This is a genomic window from Streptomyces sp. Mut1 (assembly GCF_030719295.1).
Taxonomy (GTDB): Bacteria; Actinomycetota; Actinomycetes; order Streptomycetales; family Streptomycetaceae; genus Streptomyces; species Streptomyces castrisilvae.
The window spans coordinates 1717199-1734855 of sequence record NZ_CP120997.1 but is presented as its reverse complement, the minus strand read 5'-3'; the positions used below and the strand labels follow the sequence as shown (position 1 = coordinate 1734855).

18 protein-coding genes are annotated in these 17657 nt (G+C 74.0%); 11 read left to right on the top strand and 7 right to left on the bottom strand.

Going from position 1 to position 17657, the window contains the following annotated elements; genetic code table 11:
* The first annotated feature begins 11 nt into the window (after nucleotides 1–11).
* From P8A18_RS07335 to lgt, 10 genes are all read left to right on the top strand, one after another.
* The gene (locus P8A18_RS07335; RefSeq protein WP_306052838.1) at nucleotides 12–1499 is read left to right on the top strand and encodes an anthranilate synthase component I; all 1488 of its coding nucleotides are present in this window, start codon (nucleotides 12–14) and stop codon (nucleotides 1497–1499) included.
* Nucleotides 1500–1557: 58 nt separating this feature from the next.
* Nucleotides 1558–2214: a TIGR02234 family membrane protein gene (locus tag P8A18_RS07330; RefSeq protein ID WP_306052837.1), complete on the top strand. Its 657-nt coding sequence runs from the start codon at nucleotides 1558–1560 to the stop codon at nucleotides 2212–2214.
* A gap of 137 nt (nucleotides 2215–2351) precedes the next feature.
* Nucleotides 2352–2600 (top strand): HGxxPAAW family protein, encoded by a 249-nt coding sequence (locus P8A18_RS07325; RefSeq protein ID WP_306052835.1) that lies wholly within the window; start codon nucleotides 2352–2354, stop codon nucleotides 2598–2600.
* A 131-nt stretch (nucleotides 2601–2731) separates the two neighbouring features.
* Nucleotides 2732–3205: a DUF2752 domain-containing protein gene (locus tag P8A18_RS07320; protein ID WP_306060727.1), complete on the top strand. Its 474-nt coding sequence runs from the start codon at nucleotides 2732–2734 to the stop codon at nucleotides 3203–3205.
* A gap of 126 nt (nucleotides 3206–3331) precedes the next feature.
* On the top strand, nucleotides 3332–4141 hold the full coding sequence (trpC, locus tag P8A18_RS07315; protein WP_306052832.1) for an indole-3-glycerol phosphate synthase TrpC: 810 nt from the start codon (nucleotides 3332–3334) through the stop codon (nucleotides 4139–4141).
* A complete protein-coding gene (trpM, locus tag P8A18_RS34270) occupies nucleotides 4138–4314 on the top strand; it encodes a tryptophan biosynthesis modulator TrpM (protein WP_371933764.1) in 177 nt (58 codons plus the stop codon). The genes trpC and trpM overlap by 4 nt, the downstream gene beginning before the upstream one ends.
* A 145-nt stretch (nucleotides 4315–4459) precedes the next feature.
* The gene (trpB, locus tag P8A18_RS07310) at nucleotides 4460–5746 is read left to right on the top strand and encodes a tryptophan synthase subunit beta (RefSeq protein WP_306052830.1); all 1287 of its coding nucleotides are present in this window, start codon (nucleotides 4460–4462) and stop codon (nucleotides 5744–5746) included.
* Nucleotides 5743–6555: a tryptophan synthase subunit alpha gene (gene trpA, locus P8A18_RS07305; RefSeq protein WP_018555576.1), complete on the top strand. Its 813-nt coding sequence runs from the start codon at nucleotides 5743–5745 to the stop codon at nucleotides 6553–6555. The genes trpB and trpA overlap by 4 nt, the downstream gene beginning before the upstream one ends.
* Nucleotides 6556–6631: 76 nt before the next feature.
* The gene (locus P8A18_RS07300; protein ID WP_306052828.1) at nucleotides 6632–7450 is read left to right on the top strand and encodes a DsbA family protein; all 819 of its coding nucleotides are present in this window, start codon (nucleotides 6632–6634) and stop codon (nucleotides 7448–7450) included.
* Nucleotides 7451–7611: 161 nt separating this feature from the next.
* Nucleotides 7612–8559, top strand: a complete 948-nt coding sequence (gene lgt / locus P8A18_RS07295; RefSeq protein ID WP_306052826.1) for a prolipoprotein diacylglyceryl transferase — start codon at nucleotides 7612–7614, stop codon at nucleotides 8557–8559.
* 106 nt (nucleotides 8560–8665) lie between these two features.
* On the opposite strand, the gene P8A18_RS07290 is transcribed toward lgt, so the two are convergent.
* Genes P8A18_RS07290 through P8A18_RS07260 form a run of 7 tightly spaced genes read right to left on the bottom strand, consistent with a single transcriptional unit; the run spans nucleotide 8666 to nucleotide 16377 of the window.
* Nucleotides 8666–9478, bottom strand: a complete 813-nt coding sequence (locus P8A18_RS07290; protein WP_306052824.1) for an HpcH/HpaI aldolase/citrate lyase family protein — start codon at nucleotides 9476–9478, stop codon at nucleotides 8666–8668.
* Nucleotides 9475–10674: a CaiB/BaiF CoA transferase family protein gene (locus tag P8A18_RS07285; RefSeq protein ID WP_306052822.1), complete on the bottom strand. Its 1200-nt coding sequence runs from the start codon at nucleotides 10672–10674 to the stop codon at nucleotides 9475–9477. The genes P8A18_RS07290 and P8A18_RS07285 overlap by 4 nt, the downstream gene beginning before the upstream one ends.
* Nucleotides 10671–11555 (bottom strand): ribokinase, encoded by an 885-nt coding sequence (gene rbsK, locus P8A18_RS07280; RefSeq protein ID WP_306052820.1) that lies wholly within the window; start codon nucleotides 11553–11555, stop codon nucleotides 10671–10673. The genes P8A18_RS07285 and rbsK overlap by 4 nt, the downstream gene beginning before the upstream one ends.
* The gene (locus P8A18_RS07275; protein ID WP_306052818.1) at nucleotides 11552–12934 is read right to left on the bottom strand and encodes an ADP-ribosylglycohydrolase family protein; all 1383 of its coding nucleotides are present in this window, start codon (nucleotides 12932–12934) and stop codon (nucleotides 11552–11554) included. The genes rbsK and P8A18_RS07275 overlap by 4 nt, the downstream gene beginning before the upstream one ends.
* A complete protein-coding gene (locus P8A18_RS07270) occupies nucleotides 12931–14124 on the bottom strand; it encodes an ADP-ribosylglycohydrolase family protein (RefSeq protein ID WP_306052816.1) in 1194 nt (397 codons plus the stop codon). Before P8A18_RS07270 ends, P8A18_RS07275 begins: the two co-directional genes overlap by 4 nt.
* The gene (locus tag P8A18_RS07265; protein ID WP_306052814.1) at nucleotides 14060–15268 is read right to left on the bottom strand and encodes an ADP-ribosylglycohydrolase family protein; all 1209 of its coding nucleotides are present in this window, start codon (nucleotides 15266–15268) and stop codon (nucleotides 14060–14062) included. The genes P8A18_RS07270 and P8A18_RS07265 overlap by 65 nt, the downstream gene beginning before the upstream one ends.
* Complete coding sequence (locus P8A18_RS07260; protein ID WP_306052812.1) at nucleotides 15265–16377, bottom strand: ADP-ribosylglycohydrolase family protein; 1113 nt, start codon at nucleotides 16375–16377, stop codon at nucleotides 15265–15267. The genes P8A18_RS07265 and P8A18_RS07260 overlap by 4 nt, the downstream gene beginning before the upstream one ends.
* A gap of 270 nt (nucleotides 16378–16647) precedes the next feature.
* Here P8A18_RS07260 and P8A18_RS07255 point away from each other — a divergent pair, with 270 nt between their 5' ends.
* Entirely contained in the window at nucleotides 16648–17382 is a 735-nt protein-coding gene (locus P8A18_RS07255; RefSeq protein WP_306052810.1) for a VIT1/CCC1 transporter family protein, read from the top strand.
* Nucleotides 17383–17657 lie beyond the last annotated feature (275 nt).

Here is a 17657-nt window from a genome sequence, read left to right as displayed (position 1 = left end):
GGTCTGCCGCCATGGACCTCGACACGTTCCGCAAGCTGGCCGTCGACCGGCGCGTCATCCCCGTCACCCGCCGCCTCCTCGCGGACGGCGACACCCCGGTCGGTCTCTACCGCAAGCTCGCGGGCGAACGCACCGGCACCTTCCTCCTCGAATCCGCGGAGAACGGCCGCACCTGGTCGCGCTACTCCTTCATCGGCGTACGCAGCGCCGCGACTCTCACCACCCGCGACGGCGAGGCCCACTGGCTCGGCACCCCGCCCGTCGGCGTCCCCGTCGACGGCGACCCGCTCCAGGCCCTGCGCGCCACCATCGAGACCCTGCACACCCCGCACGACCAGGAACCCGGCCTCCCGCCCTTCACCGGCGGCATGGTCGGCTACCTCGGCTACGACATCGTGCGACGCCTGGAGAAGATCGGCGACAGCGGCGGCGACGACCTGAAGCTGCCCGAGCTGACCATGCTGCTCACCTCCGACCTCGCGGTCCTGGACCACTGGGACGGCAGCGTCCTGCTCATCGCCAACGCCATCAACCACAACGACCTGGCCACCGGCGTCGACGAGGCGTACGGCGACGCGGTCGCCCGGCTCGACGCGATGGAGCGGGACCTGCGCCGCCCCGTGGAGAACGCCCCCGCCGCCCTGCCCGCCTCCGAGCTGCCCCCGTACACCGCGCTCTGGGGCGGCAAGGCCTACCAGGACGCCGTCGAGGACGTGAAGGAGCGCATCCGGGCCGGCGAGGCCTTCCAGGTCGTGCCCTCCCAGCGCTTCGAGACGCCCTGCACGGCGAGCGCCCTCGACGTCTACCGGGTCCTGCGCGCCACCAACCCCTCGCCGTACATGTACCTCTTCCGGTTCGACGGCTTCGACGTCGCCGGATCCAGCCCCGAGGCACTCGTCAAGGTCGAGGACGGCCGGGCGATGGTCCACCCCATCGCCGGCACCCGGCACCGCGGCGCCACCCCGCAGGAGGACCAGGCGCTCGCCGACGAACTCCTCGCCGACCCCAAGGAGCGCGCCGAGCACCTGATGCTCGTCGACCTCGGGCGCAACGACCTGGGCCGGGTCTGCGAACCGGGCAGCGTCGAGGTGGTCGACTTCATGTCCATCGAGCGCTACTCGCACGTGATGCACATCGTCTCCACCGTCACCGGCCGCGTCGCCGAGGGCCGCACGGCCTTCGACGTGCTGACCGCCTGCTTCCCCGCCGGCACCCTCTCCGGCGCCCCCAAGCCCCGCGCCCTCCAGATCATCGAGGAGCTGGAACCCACCCGCCGCGGCCTGTACGGCGGCTGCGTCGGCTACCTCGACTTCGCCGGGGACTCCGACACCGCCATCGCCATCCGCACCGCCCTGCTGCGCGACGGCACCGCCTACGTCCAGGCCGGGGCGGGCGTCGTCGCCGACTCCGACCCGGTCGCCGAGGACAACGAGTGCCGCAACAAGGCGGCGGCGGTGCTCCGCGCCGTCCACACCGCCAACCGCCTCGGCGCCGCCTGAGCCGGGCCCCGGCCCACGGCGAGGGGCGCGGTGGGCCGCCGCGGGCCGGTAAGGGATAGTGGAGTACGTGAGTGCTGTCCCCGTACCCCAGCCACGTGCCGAAGCCGCCGCCGCGCCCGACAGCGCGGGAAACCGCCGCAGCCTGGCCGCCGGCCTGCTCCTCGGCGCGGCCGGCGCGACCGTCGTCCTGCTCGCCTCCGGGCAGACCTGGGCCGAGGGCAAGGCCCAGGTCGGCGGCGGCACCCTGCCCCTGAGCGCCGACGGCCAGGACGTCACCGGACTGCCCGCCGCCCTCGCCATCGTGGGCCTGGCCGCCCTCGTCGCCGTCTTCGCCGTGCGCGCCGCCGGCCGGCGCGTGGTGGCGGGACTGCTCGCGCTCAGCGGGCTCGGCGCCGCGCTGAGCGCCTTCCTCGGCGCTTCCGACAGCGGGGCGCTCGACGAGAAGGCCGCGCAGACCAGCGGCGACAGCTCCGCGACCATCACCGCCCTCACCCACACCGCCTGGCCCTACGTCACGGCGGCGGGCGGCCTGCTGATCCTGCTCGCCGGGCTGCTCGCCCTGCGCTACGGCAGCCGCTGGCCCACGATGTCGGGACGCTACGAGCGCGACGGCAGCCCCCGCCCCCGCAAGGCCCCCAGGGCCCCGGACCCGGACCGGCCCGAGGACCTGTGGAAGGCCCTGGACCGCGGCGAGGACCCGACGCGCGAGGCATGACCCCCCAGCTCACGTCCTACCCGCACGTACGGGACAATGGCCGTGAGCTCACAGCACAGCGGCACCCACAGCGGCACCGGCCGTGCGTACAGCCACCCGAGCGATTCCAACAGCGCAACACCAACGAGGAGCAACTCATGGCGGGCAGCAGCCACGGACACACCCCGGCCGCCTGGACCGGTGTCATCATCGCCTTCATCGGCTTCTGCGTCGCGGGCGTCTTCATGGTCGCGGCCAACCCGCTCGGCTTCTGGGCCGGCATGGGCGTCGTCCTCATCGGTGGTGTCGTCGGCCTCGCGATGAAGGTCGCGGGACTCGGCATGCCGAAGGAGTCGGCCGACCTGGCCGCCGCCAGGGCCCGCGCCGGCCACGCGCAGACCTCCTGACCCCGCGCGACCCGCGCATACGAGGCGCGGCCCCGGCCGGGGCTGCGCCTTCGCGCGTCAGGGGCGACAATCACCGGGTGGACGCATCGCCTACCCCCGCCCCGGTACCACCCGACCGGGCCCCCCTGCCGGTGGACGCCGGACCGCCGCCCGCCCCCGGCCCCCCGGCGGGCCCCCCGCCGCTCTTCCCCGCCGCGCCCGGCGGCTCCTCCCGGCTGCGCCGGATCGCCACCCCGGTGGGCGTCCTGGCCGCCGTCGTCGGTGCCTTCGGCTACGTGGCGACGGTCGACCCGAACCAGCCGGGCCACTACCCCGTCTGCCCGCTGCTGCGGCTCACCGGCATCTACTGCCCCGGCTGCGGCGGACTGCGCAGCGCCCACGCCTTCGCCCACGGAGACCTGGCGGCCGCCTTCGGCTCCAATGCCCTGGCCGTCGTCGGGTACGGGCTCTTCGCCGTGCTCTGGGCGGTGTGGATGGTCCGCGAGGCGGCCGGGAGGCCCTGGCGGTTCGCTCTGAGGCCGGTCCACTGGTGGGGGATCGGAGCCGTACTGCTGATCTTCACCGTCGTCCGGAATCTGCCGTTCGGGTCGGCGATCGCTCCCTGAATGCCCAGGTTGTGGGACAGGCGGTGGCCGGATGCGGGCCCAGCGGCCTCCTGCGGATACCATCTGAGTGGCTGATCCTGTGGCCTGTACGTTCCGTTGTCACCGTTCCGGAAGGGGGCCGCTCGCGTGAGTGTGCTCGACGAGATCATCGACGGCGTCCGCGCCGACCTTGCGGAGCGGCAGGCGCGCGTCGGCCTCGACGAGCTCAAGGAACGCGCCGCCCGCGCCCCCCAGGCCAAGGACGGCGTCGCCGCCCTGCGCGGCGAGGGCGTGACGGTCATCTGCGAGGTCAAGCGCTCCAGCCCCTCCAAGGGCGCGCTCGCCGCCATCGCCGACCCGGCCGCGCTCGCCGCGGACTACGAGGCCGGCGGGGCCTCCGTCATCTCCGTCCTCACCGAGGAGCGCCGCTTCGGCGGCTCGCTGGCCGACCTGGAGGCCGTCCGCGCCAAGGTCGACATCCCGATCCTGCGCAAGGACTTCATCGTCACCTCGTACCAGCTGTGGGAGGCCCGCGCCTACGGTGCCGACCTCGTGCTGCTGATCGTCGCCGCCCTCGAACAGGAGGCGCTGGTCTCCCTGATCGAGCGCGCCGAGTCCATCGGCCTGACGCCGCTGGTCGAGGCGCACGACGAGGAGGAGGCCGAGCGTGCCGTGGAGGCGGGCGCCAGGATCATCGGCGTCAACGCGCGCAACCTGAAGGACCTCAAGGTCGACCGCTCCACCTTCGAGCGCGTCGCCCCCGAGATCCCCGACCACATCGTCAAGGTCGCCGAGTCCGGCGTCCGCGGCCCGCACGACCTCATCGCCTACGCCAACGCCGGCGCGGACGCCGTGCTCGTCGGCGAGTCCCTGGTCACCGGCCGCGACCCGCGCACCGCCGTAGCCGACCTGGTCGCCGCCGGCGCCCACCCGGCCCTGCGCCACGGCCGGAGCTGAGCCGCGCCATGTCCCTCCCGCACCCCGAGCCGATGCGCTGCGCACTGCCGTCGTGGCACCGCGGCTGCCGGGCCCCGGCACGCCGTGTGCACGGCCGGCGGGTGCGGTACGTGATCGGCGACGAGCCCGGTCAGGTCAACGGCATGCGATGGCGCACGGGGTCCGCGCAGTAGAGCGAGCCCCGGCCGCCGTGACACCCCGGCCCACCAGGGCCGGGTTCCGCGCGCCCGCATCCGCCCCGGCCCCGGGCCGAGGCGGCGCTCCGCTCACGGCGCACACGCTGCAACCAGCCATGCCATGACGAGGAGCAACTCCACGATGTTGTCCGAATTCTTCATCCCGGACCCCGAGGGTCTGATCCCCAGCGCCGAGGGATACTTCGGCGCCTACGGCGGAAAGTTCATCCCCGAGGCGCTCGTCGCCGCCGTGGACGAGGTCGCCGACGAGTACGAGAAGGCCAAGGCCGACCCCGCCTTCGCGGCCGAGCTGGGCGAGCTGATGGTCCACTACACCGGCCGCCCCAGCGCCCTCACCGAGGTGTCGCGCTTCGCCGAGCACGCGGGCGGCGCCCGCGTCTTCCTCAAGCGCGAGGACCTCAACCACACCGGCTCCCACAAGATCAACAACGTGCTGGGGCAGGCCCTGCTGACCCGGCGCATGGGCAAGACCCGGGTCATCGCCGAGACCGGCGCCGGCCAGCACGGCGTGGCCACCGCCACCGCCTGCGCCCTCTTCGGCCTCGACTGCACGATCTACATGGGCGAGATCGACACCGAGCGCCAGGCGCTGAACGTGGCGCGGATGCGGATGCTGGGCGCCGAGGTCATCGCCGTGAAGTCCGGCTCCCGCACCCTGAAGGACGCCATCAACGAGGCGTTCCGCGACTGGGTCGCCAACGTGGACCGCACCCACTACCTCTTCGGTACGGTCGCGGGCCCGCACCCCTTCCCGGCGATGGTCCGCGACTTCCACCGCGTCATCGGCGTCGAGGCCAGGCGGCAGATCCTGGAGCGGGCCGGCCGGCTGCCGGACGCCGCCGTGGCCTGCGTCGGCGGCGGCTCCAACGCCATCGGCCTCTTCCACGCCTTCGTCCCCGACAGCGACGTCCGCCTCATCGGCTGCGAGCCCGCGGGCCACGGCGTGGAGACCGGGGAGCACGCGGCGACCCTCACCGCGGGCGAGCCCGGCATCCTGCACGGCTCGCGCAGCTACGTCCTCCAGGACGAGGAGGGCCAGATCACCGAGCCCTACTCCATCTCGGCGGGCCTGGACTACCCGGGCATCGGCCCCGAGCACGCGTACCTGAAGGACACCGGCCGGGGCGAGTACCGCGCGGTCACCGACGACGCGGCCATGCAGGCGCTGCGCCTGCTCTCCCGTACCGAGGGCATCATCCCGGCCATCGAGAGCGCGCACGCGCTGGCCGGGGCCCTGGAGGTCGGCAAGGAGCTGGGCAGGGACGGGCTGATCCTGGTCAACCTCTCCGGCCGGGGCGACAAGGACATGGACACGGCGGCCCGCTACTTCGGGCTGTACGAGACGGACGCGGCCGTCGAGGCGGACGCCGCCGGTGCGAACGCGGAGATCGAGGGGGACGTCCAGTGAGCGGCAACACCGAACTGCTGAGCACCACGCTCGCCACCGCGCGCGCCGAGGACCGGGCCGCGCTGATCGCGTACCTGCCGGCCGGCTTCCCGACCGTGGACGGCGGCATCGAGGCCGTCAAGGCGGTCGTCGCGGGCGGCGCCGACGTCGTCGAGGTGGGGCTGCCGCACAGCGACCCCGTGCTCGACGGCCCGGTCATCCAGACCGCCGACGACATCGCGCTGCGCGGCGGCGTGAAGATCGCCGACGTGATGCGCACGGTGCGCGAGGCGTACGAGGCGACCGGGGCACCGATCCTCGTCATGACGTACTGGAACCCGATCGACCGGTACGGCGTCGAGCGCTTCACCGCCGAGCTCGCCGCCGCGGGCGGCGCCGGGTGCATCCTGCCCGACCTGCCGGTCCAGGAGTCCGCGCTGTGGCGCGAGCACGCCGAGCGGCACGGTCTGGCCACCGTCTTCGTCGTCGCTCCCAGCAGCAGGGACGAGCGGATCGCCACCATCACTGAGGCCGGCTCCGGCTTCGTCTACGCGGCCTCCCTGATGGGCGTCACCGGCACCCGCGCCTCGGTCGGCGCCCAGGCCCAGGACCTGGTGCGGCGCACCCGCGCCACGACCGAGCTGCCGGTCTGTGTCGGCCTCGGCGTATCCGACGCGGCCCAGGCCGCGGAGGTCGCCGGCTTCGCCGACGGCGTCATCGTCGGATCGGCCTTCGTGAAGCGGATGCTGGACGCCCCCGACGAGGCGGCGGGCCTCGCCGCCGTCCGTTCGCTGGCGGCCGACCTCGCCGAAGGTGTTCGAAAGCGCTGACACCGGGCGTCATCCGAACGGGTGGACCTCGGCCCGGGGAGGCACGCGAGTGCCTCCCCGGGTCGTTGCTGCGGTTGTGAGCGAGAAGAACCAGCAAGGCAAGAGGGCCGCGCGAGACCGGCTGATCCAGCAGCGCGAGGAGGCGAGGGCGCGAGACCGCCGCCGCCGGACGCTGATCGTGTCCACCGCCGTGGTGGGGGTGCTGGGACTGGCCGCCGTCATCGGCGTGATCGCGGCCAATACCGACGGCAAGGGCGACAAGTCCAAGGCGTCCGGCCCGGCCGTGGCGCCTTCGGGCGCGACCGGCAAGGACGCCCTGGCGATCCGGGTCGGCGCGGACGACGCCCCGTCCACCCTCACCATCTGGGAGGACTTCCGCTGCCCGGTCTGCGCCCAGTTCGAGAACGCGTTCCGCGACACGCTCCACGAGCTGGAGCAGGACGGCCAGATCAAGGTCGACTACCACCTGGCCACGATCATCGACGGCAACATGGGCGGCAGCGGCTCCCTCAAGGCGGCCAACGCCGCGGCCTGCGCGCAGGACGCCGGCAAGTTCTCCGCCTACCACGACGTGCTGTACCGCAACCAGCCGCAGGAGACCGAGGACACCTTCGGTGACAACGCCGAGCTGATCAAGCTCGCCAAGAAGGTCGACGGGCTCGACACGCCCGGATTCCGCAGCTGCGTCGAGGACGGCAAGCACGACTCCTGGGTCGAGAAGTCGAACCAGGCCTTCCGCGACGGCGGCTTCCAGGGCACCCCGACCGTGCTGCTCAACGGGAAGTCGGTCTTCCCGAAGAACGGCGACGAGGCGATCTCCGTGGCCAACCTGAAGAAGTGGGTCGCCGAGGCCAACAAGGGCAAGAAACCGGGCACCGCGACGCCCACGCCGTAGGGCCTGTCGTCACATTCCCGTCTGCCGCCCTCCGGGCGAACGACGGGAATGTGACGACAGGCCCCAGGGCCGGTCGGGGGAATCGATGACCCGCTCGTTACCCAGACGTTGCCGGGCGGGTTGCCGTACCTCCCGCCCGGCAAGGTAGCGTCGATGCTGTCATGAACCTTGCCTACATTCCCAGCCCGTCGACCGGCGTGATCGATCTCGGACCGATCCCGCTCCGCGGCTACGCGTTCTGCATCATCATCGGTGTCTTCGTCGCCGTCTGGTTCGGCAACAAGCGCTGGGTCGCCCGAGGAGGCACCGCCGGCACTGTCGCCGACATCGCCGTCTGGGCGGTGCCCTTCGGGCTTGTCGGCGGCCGGCTCTACCACGTCATCACCGATTACCAGCTGTACTTCAGCGACGGTGAGAACTGGGTCGACGCCTTCAAGATCTGGCAGGGCGGCCTCGGTATCTGGGGTGCGATCGCGCTGGGCGCGGTCGGTGCCTGGATCGGCTGCCGCCGCCGCGGGATCCCGCTGCCCGCCTGGGCCGACGCGCTCGCCCCCGGCATCGCCCTCGCCCAGGCCTGCGGCCGCTGGGGCAACTGGTTCAACCAGGAGCTGTACGGCCGGCAGACCGACGTCCCGTGGGCGCTGAAGATCAGCGAAGGCCCGAACCGGGTGGCCGGCACCTACCACCCGACCTTCCTGTACGAGTCGCTGTGGTGCGTCGGTGTGGCGCTCCTCGTCATCTGGGCCGACCGCCGCTTCAAGCTCGGACACGGGCGGGCGTTCGCGCTGTACGTCGCGGCGTACTGCGCCGGGCGCGCGTGGATCGAGTACATGCGGGTGGACGAGGCCCACCACATCCTGGGCCTGCGGCTGAACGTGTGGACCGCGCTGATCGTGTTCGTCCTGGCGGTCGCGTACATCGTGGTCTCGGCGAAGATCCGGCCGGGGCGCGAGGAGATCGTCGAACCCGGGGCGCTGGAGGCGTCGGAGTCGTCGGACGAGCCCGAGGGCGAGGCCTCTGGGACCTCCGATGAGGCCGTGGACGCGGATGCGGATGCGGACGCGGATGCGCCGAAGGCGGATGGGGCTGCCGAGGCGGCCAAGGGCTGACGTCGCGCGACAACCGGGTGAGGGGCCGCCGAGATTCTCGGCGGCCCCTCACCCCTATCCAGCCCGTCCGGCGATCGCGGACAAAGCGGTCAGGCGGGGCGCCGGGTCACCGCTCGCGCTCGGCCAGGGCGAGCGTGCGTTGCGCTTGTGCGACCACCGCCGCGTCCACGAAGCGGCCGTCCGGGAGGGCCTGGGCTCCTGCCTGGTCGCGGGCCGCCTCCACGACGTGCCAGGCCGCTTCGACCTCTTGCGGGGTCGGCCGGAACGCCCGTTCGATCACAGGGAGCTGCCGGGGGTGGATCGCCGCCCGGCCCAGGAAGCCCAGCGCCCGGCCGTGGGCGCACGAGGACCACAGGCCGTCCAGGTCCCGGATGTCCGGGAAGACCGACTGGGCCGGCGGTGCCAGGCCGGCCGCACGGGCGGCGACCACCACCCGGCTGCGCGACCAGTCGAGCCCCGCGTCCTCCCGTACGCCCAGATCGGCCCTCAGGTCCGCCTCGCCCAGGGCGACCGCGTGGACCTGGGGGTGGGCGGAGGCCACCGAGTAGGCGTGCTCGATGCCGAGGGCGGACTCCAGCAGCGGGCAGAGGGCGACCCCGGGGGCCAGCGCCGCGATGTGGTGGACGGACGCGGCGTGGGTGATCTTCGGCAGCCGCAGCCCGCCGAGCCCCGGCAGCCCCGCCAGGGCCAGCACGTCCGCCTCGTCGTTGACCCGGACATGGACCGGCGCCGCCGTGGCGGAGGGCGGGTCGGAGAGGAGTTCCACCGTCGCCGAGCGCGCGTACTCCTTGCGGTCGGGGGCGACCGCGTCCTCCAGGTCCACGATCACCACGTCCGCCCCCGAGACGGCCGCCTTGCGGATCACGTCCGCCCGGTCCCCGGGCACGTACAGCAGGGTGAGCGGGGCCGCCGCGCTCACAGCACCCGCTCCGCCCGCAGCGCCGAGATCTCCGGGCCGCTCAGCCCCAGCTCGGTGAGGATCTCCTCGGTGTCGGCCCCGTGCGGGCGGCCCGTCCAGCGGATCGCCCCCGGGGTCCGGGAGAGCCGGAAGAGGACGTTCTGCATCCGCAGCGGGCCCAGCTCCGGGTCGTCCACCTCGGTGACGGAGTCCAGAGCGCGGTACTGCGGGTCCTCCATCACGTCCCGGATGTCGTGGACGGGTGCGATGGCTGCCTCCGCCTTCTCGAACGCGGACAGGGCCTCGTCCCGGGTGTGCCGGGCGATCCAGTGGCCGACGGCCTCGTCCAGCTCGTCGCTGTGCTCCGCGCGGGTGGTGCCGGAGGCGAACCACGGCTCGTCGATCAGCTCCGCCCGCCCGACCAGGCGCATCACCCGTTCCGCGACGGACTGCGCGGAGGTGGAGACGGCTACCCACTGGCCGTCCGATGTGCGGTAGGTGTTGCGGGGGGCGTTGTTGCGCGAGCGGTTGCCAGTGCGCGGCTGTACGTAACCGAGCTGGTCGTACCAGAGCGGCTGAGGGCCGAGCACGGTCAGGATCGGCTCGATGATCGCCATGTCGACCACCTGCCCCTCGCCGGTGCGGTCGCGGCCGGCCAGCGCCGCCATCACCGCGTACGCCGTGGCGAGCGCCGCGATCGAATCGGCCAGCCCGAACGGCGGCAGCGTCGGCGGCCCGTCCGGCTCACCGGTGATCGCCGCGAAGCCGCTCATCGCCTCGGCGAGGGTCCCGAAGCCGGGCCGGTGGGCGTAAGGGCCGAACTGGCCGAAGCCCGTGACACGGACCAGCACCAGCCGTGGGTTGACGGCGTGCAGTTCCTCCGGGCCGAGGCCCCAGCGTTCCAGCGTGCCCGGCCGGAAGTTCTCGATGATCACATCGGTGCTCCCGGCCAGCCGCAGCAGCAGATCGCGGCCGTCCGGGCAGGACAGGTCCAGCGTCAGGTTCCGCTTGTTGCGGCCGAGCAGTTTCCACCACAGGCCGATGCCGTCCTTCGCGGGCCCGTGACCCCGGGAGGGGTCGGGGCGGGTGGGGTGCTCGACCTTGATCACCTCGGCGCCGAAGTCGCCGAGCATCGTGGCGCAGAGCGGGCCCGCGAACAGCGTGGCGAGATCGACGACGCGCAGCCCGGTCAGCGGCGCCGCCCCCGGCGCGCTCACGCGGCGTCGATTTCGCTGCGGTACGGCATGGAGACCGAGGCGCCCGGTTTCTGCACGCAGAGCGCGGCGGCCGCCGAGGCCCAGGCGATGGCCTGCGGCACCGGACGGCCCTCGCCGAGCGCCACGGCGAGCGTGCCGACGAAGGTGTCCCCGGCGCCCGTGGTGTCGACGGCGATGACCTCCGGGGCGGGGAAGTGGATCGTGCGGCTGCCCCGGGCCGCGTACAGGCAGCCCTTCGCGCCGAGCGTGATGAGCACCGCCGGGACCTGGGAGAGCAGGATCTCCGCCGCCGCGTGCGGCTCCTCGTAGCCGGACAGCTCGGCCGCCTCGTGCTCGTTGGGGATCAGCAGATCGACGTGGTCGAGGAGTTCGGCGGGCAGTTTCCGCACGGGGGAGGGGGTGAGCAGGGTCCGTACACCCTGGGCGTGACCGGCCCTGGCGCCCTCGATCACCGCCGACAGCGGCAGCTCCAGCTGGAGCAGCAGCAGATCGGCCTCGGCGATGGCGGCGATCTCACCGGGGCCGAGCGAGGTGACGGTGCCGTTGGCGCCGGGGACGACCACGATCGCGTTGGAGCCCTGGGCGTCGACCACGATGTGCGCGGTGCCGCTGGGGCCCTCGGCGGTGTGCAGGAGATCGGTGTCGACGCAGGAGTGCTCCAGGCTCTCCCGCATCCGTACGCCGTACTCGTCGTCGCCGACCGCGCCGATCATCAGCACGTCGCCGCCCGCGCGGGCCGCGGCGACGGCCTGGTTGGCGCCCTTGCCGCCGGGGATGGTGCGGAACTCCCGGCCGGTGACGGTCTGCCCGCGCTCCGGGGCCCGGTCGACGTAGGCCACAAGATCCATATTGGTGCTGCCGAGCACCGCGACTCTGGTCATGGGCGGAGTGCCTCCTCGTGGGTGAGCCGGTGGGTCAGGCCGGCCAGGGTGTCGAAGCCGGCCGAGTCGAATCCGGGGACGGACGTGGCGAGCCGGTTCTTCAGCGGGGTGGTCCACCGGTCCGGCAGCGCGTCGGGCCGCCCGGCGAGCAGTCCGGCGAGCGAACCGGCGGTCGCGCCATTGGAATCGGTGTCCCAGCCGCCGGAGACGGCCTTGCAGACGGAACCGGTGAAGTCGCCGTCGGCATGGGTGAGGGCGGCGGCCAGCAGGGCCGCGTTGGGCAGCACATGCACCCAGTGATACCTGCCGTACACCGCGTGCAGGTGGTCGACGACCGTATCGAAATCATGTTCCGCGCGGGCCGCCGCGATGCCGTCCCGCACCGCGCGGGCGTACCGCGAGCGCGGCGGCACCACCCGCAGCCCGGTGGCCAGGCAGCCGTGCACATCGGTCTCGCCCGCGGCCGCCTCGGCCAGCGCCGCCGCCGTGAACATCGCCCCGTAGACGCCGTTCCCGGTGTGGGTGAGGACCGCGTCGCGGTACGCCTGCTCCGCCGCACCCGCCGGGTCGCCCGGCCGGGTCCAGCCGTGCATGTCGGCGCGGATCCGGGCGCCGATCCACTCCCGGAACGGGTTGCGGTGGCGGGCGGTGTCCGGCGGCTCCACCCCGTCCAGCAGATTGCGGTACGCGATCCGCTCGGCGGTGAAGGTACGCCCCGCCGGAAGCTCGTCCAGCCACAGCCGGGCCAGGTCGGCGGTGGTGAACGACCGGCCGTGCCGCTGGAGCAGCAGCAGGGTGAGCAGCGGGTGGTTGAGGTCGTCGTCCTCGGGCATCCCGTCGATGTTCTCGGCCAGCGAGGTGGCGGCGGAGCGCCGGTTCCACGGGTAGGTGGCCGCCAGCGACGCGGGCAGGCCCCGGGCGGTGAACCAGGTGTCCAGCGGCCAGTTCCCGGTGGCGCGGGCCAGGGCGCGGATGCCTTCGAGCGGCAGCTTCTCGACGGGTTTGCCCAGCAGACAGCCGGCCGCGCGCCCCAGCCAGGCCGCGTGCAGCCGTTCCCGGCCGGCCGCCGCCTGCCAGGTCCGGGGGTGCGGCCACTGCGGGCAGGCGGCCCGGATCGCGTCCAGGCCGGTCGGTTCGTCGTCCGCCAGCGGGGATTCCAGCTGGGCGAGTTCGTCCAGCAGCCGTTCGGCGACCGCGCGCAGTCCGGGCGGGGCGCCCGGGGCGGAGGCGCCCGCGCGCTCCGGGGCGGGGGAGCCGCCGGCCTCGTACCACCGGCGTGCGATGTCGCGCGCGTCGCGCCCGTCCTCGGCGGCCTGCCGCAGCTCGTGGCCCACCAGGTCCTCCGGCTGCACCCAGGTCACGCGCACCGCCGTGGTCACGGGGTGCCCGCCAGCGTGGCGAAGGCGGCCTCGTGGGCCCGGCGGCGGTCGGTGTCCTGCGCGAACACCTCGCGGGCCACCTCCGCCAGGGTCCGGGCCGGGGCACGCAGATCGAGGCGGCTGGCCTCGGCCACCGTCGTCGCCCAGTCGGCGGGGACGGCCCGCTCGCCGTGCAGGGCGCCCGCGAGCGCGCCGCTCATGGTGGCGATCGAGTCGCAGTCGCGCCCGTAGTTGACCGAACCGAGCACCGCCCGCCGGTAGTCCCCGCCCGCGACGAGCAGCATGCCGAGCGCGATGGGGAGTTCCTCGATGGCGTGCAGCCGTGAGGGGCGGCGGGCGCCGAGCGAGGGCGCGCGGTAGTCGGGACCGACGGTGTCGAAGGGGGCGACGGCCTCACGCAGCGGGGCGAGCGCGGCCTCGAAGTCCTGGTGGCGGGCGGCGGTTTCGCAGACGGCCTCGATCGCGGCCCGGGTGCCGTCCTTGGCCAGCGACAGACAGGTTTCCACGACCGAGGCGGGCGTCGCCCGGGGGGCGCAGGCCGCGGCGACGGCCGCCGCGAAGACGCCCGCCGCCTCCCGGCCGTAACTGGACTGATGGGCGCCCGCCACATCGAGCGCCTCGGCGTACGCGGCGTGCGGCTGGGCGGCGTTCACCAGCCCGACCGGCGCCATGTACATCGCCGCCCCGCAGTTGACGATGTTTCCGCAGCCCGCCTCGCGCGGGTCGACGTGCCCGTAGTGCAGCCGGGCCACGATCCACTTCTCGGCGAGGAAGACCCGCTGGAGCGGCAGCGCCTCGGCCTCCAGCTCCGGAATCCAGCGTGTTTCGCCGATCAGTTCCGGCACGAGGTGGTCGGCCACCGCGTACGCGTCGAGATGGCCGCGCACCTTCCCGTACACCCGCACCAGCGCATGGGTCATCAAGGTGTCGTCGGTGACGTGCCCGTCGCCCTTGTGGTACGGGGCGATCGGGCGGGCGGTGCGCCAGTCGGCGCCGTCCCACGGGCCGACGACGCCGGTGATCCGGCCGCCGTGGCGCGCCACGATCTGCTCCGGGGGGCGGCCCTCGACCGGGCCGCCGAGCGCGTCGCCGACCGCGGCGCCGAGCAGGGCGCCCGCGATCCGGTCATCGAGCGTGGGTGTCGTGGGGGACGCGGACGTCGGGGGCGCCAGGGGCACTGTGGATGTCATGCCCGAATTGTCCACCTCCGGGTGCCGGTTCCGTGGCTGCCAGCAGCCCGGCGAGTTCGATCAGATCCGTGCCCGCGAACCGGGGCAGCGCACACCCGGCCAGCGTCCGGCACGCCTCGCGCCAGCCGTCGGGTACGGAGCCGAGCGATCCCAGGGCCCCGGTCAGCGCCCCGGCCAGGGCGGGCGCCGAATCAGCCACCCTGGACAGGCAGGCCGCCGCGGGCACCGCCTGCGCGAGGTCGCCCCGGGCCGCGGTGGTCAGGGCGAGGGCGACCGGGACGGTCTCGGCGGCGGCGATCCCGTAGCTGTAGACGTGGTCCACGATCTGATGCTCCAGCACGGGGACCAGGGCGAACGCCCCGGCCCGCTCCCCGGCGAACTCCCGGGCGATCCGGACCGCGTGGGCGGCGTTGCGCGCGATCTCGGTGCCCTCGGGGAGCTGGTCGAGCGCGGCGTTCACCGCCGTGTCGACGTCCGCGCCGCCCAGCGCCTCGGCGCTCGCGGCGGCCATGGCCCGCGCCCCGTGCACCCCGTCGCCGTCCTGCGTGTAGCGGGCGTCGAACTCCGCGAGGGCCGCCGCCGCGACCGGGTCGCCGGGGTGGACGACGGCGAGCACGGCCGCCCGTACGCACGCCGCGTCGTCGAAGTAGTGCGGGTTGTCGTGGCCGGTGGCGGGCGGGCGGAGCCCGGCGGCGAGGTTGCCGAGCCCGGCCCGCACCGAGATCCGGGCGCGCAGTGGCAGCACCGCCGACTCGACCTCGGGCGCGCGGGCGGCGGCAGCGGCGACCTCGGCGGCCAGCGCGTTCCAGGCGCTGTCCACGGCGGCCCGCATCCGGCGGCCGGGGGAGCGGCCGTCCCGGGGACCGGTGGCCGCGGCGAGTACGGTGCCCGCCGCGAAGGCCGCCCACTCGGCGTCGTCGGACGGGCCGAGCCGCAGCGGCTCCGGGGGCTGGTTGAGCGCGATGGGGACGGGCAGTGTGGTCGTCGCGTTCTGCTCGGCGAAGGTGTCCAGCTCGCGGGTCAGGCGCCGGGTCCACTCCGGCATCCGGGCCGCCCGGTGGCGCGCGGCCGGCCACCCCGCCGCGTCGCCGGCCGCCAGCCCGATCAGCAGCCCCTCGATCCGGGCCCGCCGCACCCCGCTCACCGCCGCACCGCCCCGGCGTCCGGCCCGCGCGGGGCCTCGCCGCCGTCGGCTCTCGTCGCTCGGTCCGGAGCGAGCAGATCCGCGATGTCCAGGACGTGGTACCCGCGCATCGAGGGCAGGCAGCTCCCGCGCACCGGCCCGATCGCGTCCGCCCAGACGCGCGGGACGGCCGAAGCCCCGTGCAGCGCCCCGGCCAGCGCACCCGCCACCGCGGCCGTCGTATCGGCGTCCCGGCCCATGTTGACCGCCGTCAGCACCGCCGTACGGAAGTCGCCGCGCGCCGCCGCGAACGCGCCGAAGGCCAGGCCCACCGCCTCCGGCGCCAGGTCCGTCCACGGGTAGCCGCCGACCACGACGGCCGAGCGCAGCGCGCGTTCCCCGGTGAGCCGGTCGGGGTAGGGGCGCCGCGCGGCCGTCACCGCGCGGCGCAGCGAGCGGGCCGTCCAGGAGTCCATGGGGACGACGGAGAGCGCGGCGGCGATCACGGAGGTGACACCGGCCCCGGTCATCGCGGCCGCCACGCCCGCGGCGACGGCCTGGCCGCCGTAGATGCCCTCGCCCTCGTGGCTGACCCGGCCGTCGACCGCGACCAGCCGGGCCGCCTCGGCGGGGTGCCCGGCCGCGAAGACGCCGAAGGGCGCGGCCCGCATCGCCAGGCCGTCGCTCCAGGCGTGCCGGTGCTGGGCGGAGATCGGGGCGGCGAGGCCCCGGCGCAGGTTCTCCAGCGTGCCGCGCTCGCTGAAGCCCGCGCCCCGGAACGGCCCCTCGTCCAGGTCCGCGATCCACAGCCGCCAGGCCCGCTCCACATCGGTGACGGTCAGCGCCGAACCGTGCCGGGCCAGCAGCAGCCCGGAGAAGATCGCGTACTCGGTGTCGTCGGTGCCGGCCGGGTCGTCGCTGACGAAGCCCTCGATCCGGCCCCAGCGGCGGCGGATCTCGGAGGGCCGCATGTTCTCCGCCGGGGCGCCGAGCGCGTCGCCGACCGCGAGGCCGAGCAGCGCGCCCCTGGCCCGGTCACCCGGTGTGTCCCGGTCCGGACCGGCCGGGAGCCGGGCCGTCTGTGTGCCGCCCGCCCGCGGCGCCGCCGGATTTCCTGCGACCGTCTCCATCGCGTCGACCCTTCGCTCGTACCGAGCCAGTTCTCGTCTCTGTGGGATCCGTTCCACGCGGAGCGCGCGCGAAGGCCGGTTATCCGTACAAAAAGCCCAGTCGGATGAAACCTTCCGGACAGCAAGGCAAGCCGTACCTATCCGGTTACGCAGGGTGGTAAGTACGGCCTTCCTTGCTGGCGGGGGCCCTTTTTCGTGCGTACTTTCGATGGTGTCGAGCGGGGGCGGAGCGGGTGAACGCCGTTCCCGGAGAAGGGGAGAGGGACAGCTGTGGCCATCATCGAGACCGACGCCGTACTGCACGAGGCACACCGGGACAACCACACCCACCGTGACGTCAACGGCGGCTGGCTGCGTCCCGCGGTCTTCGGCGCGATGGACGGGCTCGTCTCGAACCTGGCCCTGATGACCGGTGTCGCGGGCGGCGCCGTCTCGCACCGCACCATCGTCATCACGGGCCTGGCCGGTCTGGCCGCGGGCGCCTTCTCCATGGCGGCCGGCGAATACACCTCCGTGGCCTCCCAGCGCGAGCTGGTCGAGGCGGAGCTGGACGTCGAGCGGCGCGAGCTGCGCAAGCACCCGGTGGACGAGGAGCGGGAGCTGGCCGAGCTCTACGTGTCCCGGGGTGTCGAGCCGGTGCTGGCCCGTGAGGTCGCCCGGCAGCTCTCGCGCGACCCCGAGCAGGCCCTCGAAATACACGCCCGCGAGGAGCTGGGCATCGACCCCGGCGACCTGCCCTCCCCGCTGGTGGCGGCCGTGTCCTCGTTCGGCGCCTTCGCGCTGGGCGCGCTGCTGCCGGTCCTGCCCTACCTGCTGGGCGCGGACACCCTGTGGTCGGCCGTGCTGCTCGCCCTGGTGGGGCTGTTCGGCTGCGGTGCCGTGGTGGCCCGGGTCACGGCCCGCAGCTGGTGGTTCAGCGGGCTGCGGCAGCTGACGCTCGGTGGCGCGGCCGCCGCGATCACCTACGGGCTCGGCGCGCTGTTCGGTGTGGCCGTCGGAGGCTGAGACCGCCTCGCGCTCACGCGATCGGCCCGTAACGGCCTCATCCGCGCGCCATCCGTGTGACGTACGTCTTGGTCCGCGCCACTGGGCGTGACGGCCGCACGCGCCGTAAAATGAGTCTCTATGCAGGGCTACACATAAGTAGCCATTACCCGGCGGTTTCGTTTTCTCTCCCACCGGGCAAGAGCCGTAGACACCACAGGCAACGTCGCCTGGGTTTCTCGGGTCCCGGGCGCCGATCCTCCGACAGCGACCCTCCCACCGTCATCGACGGTGTC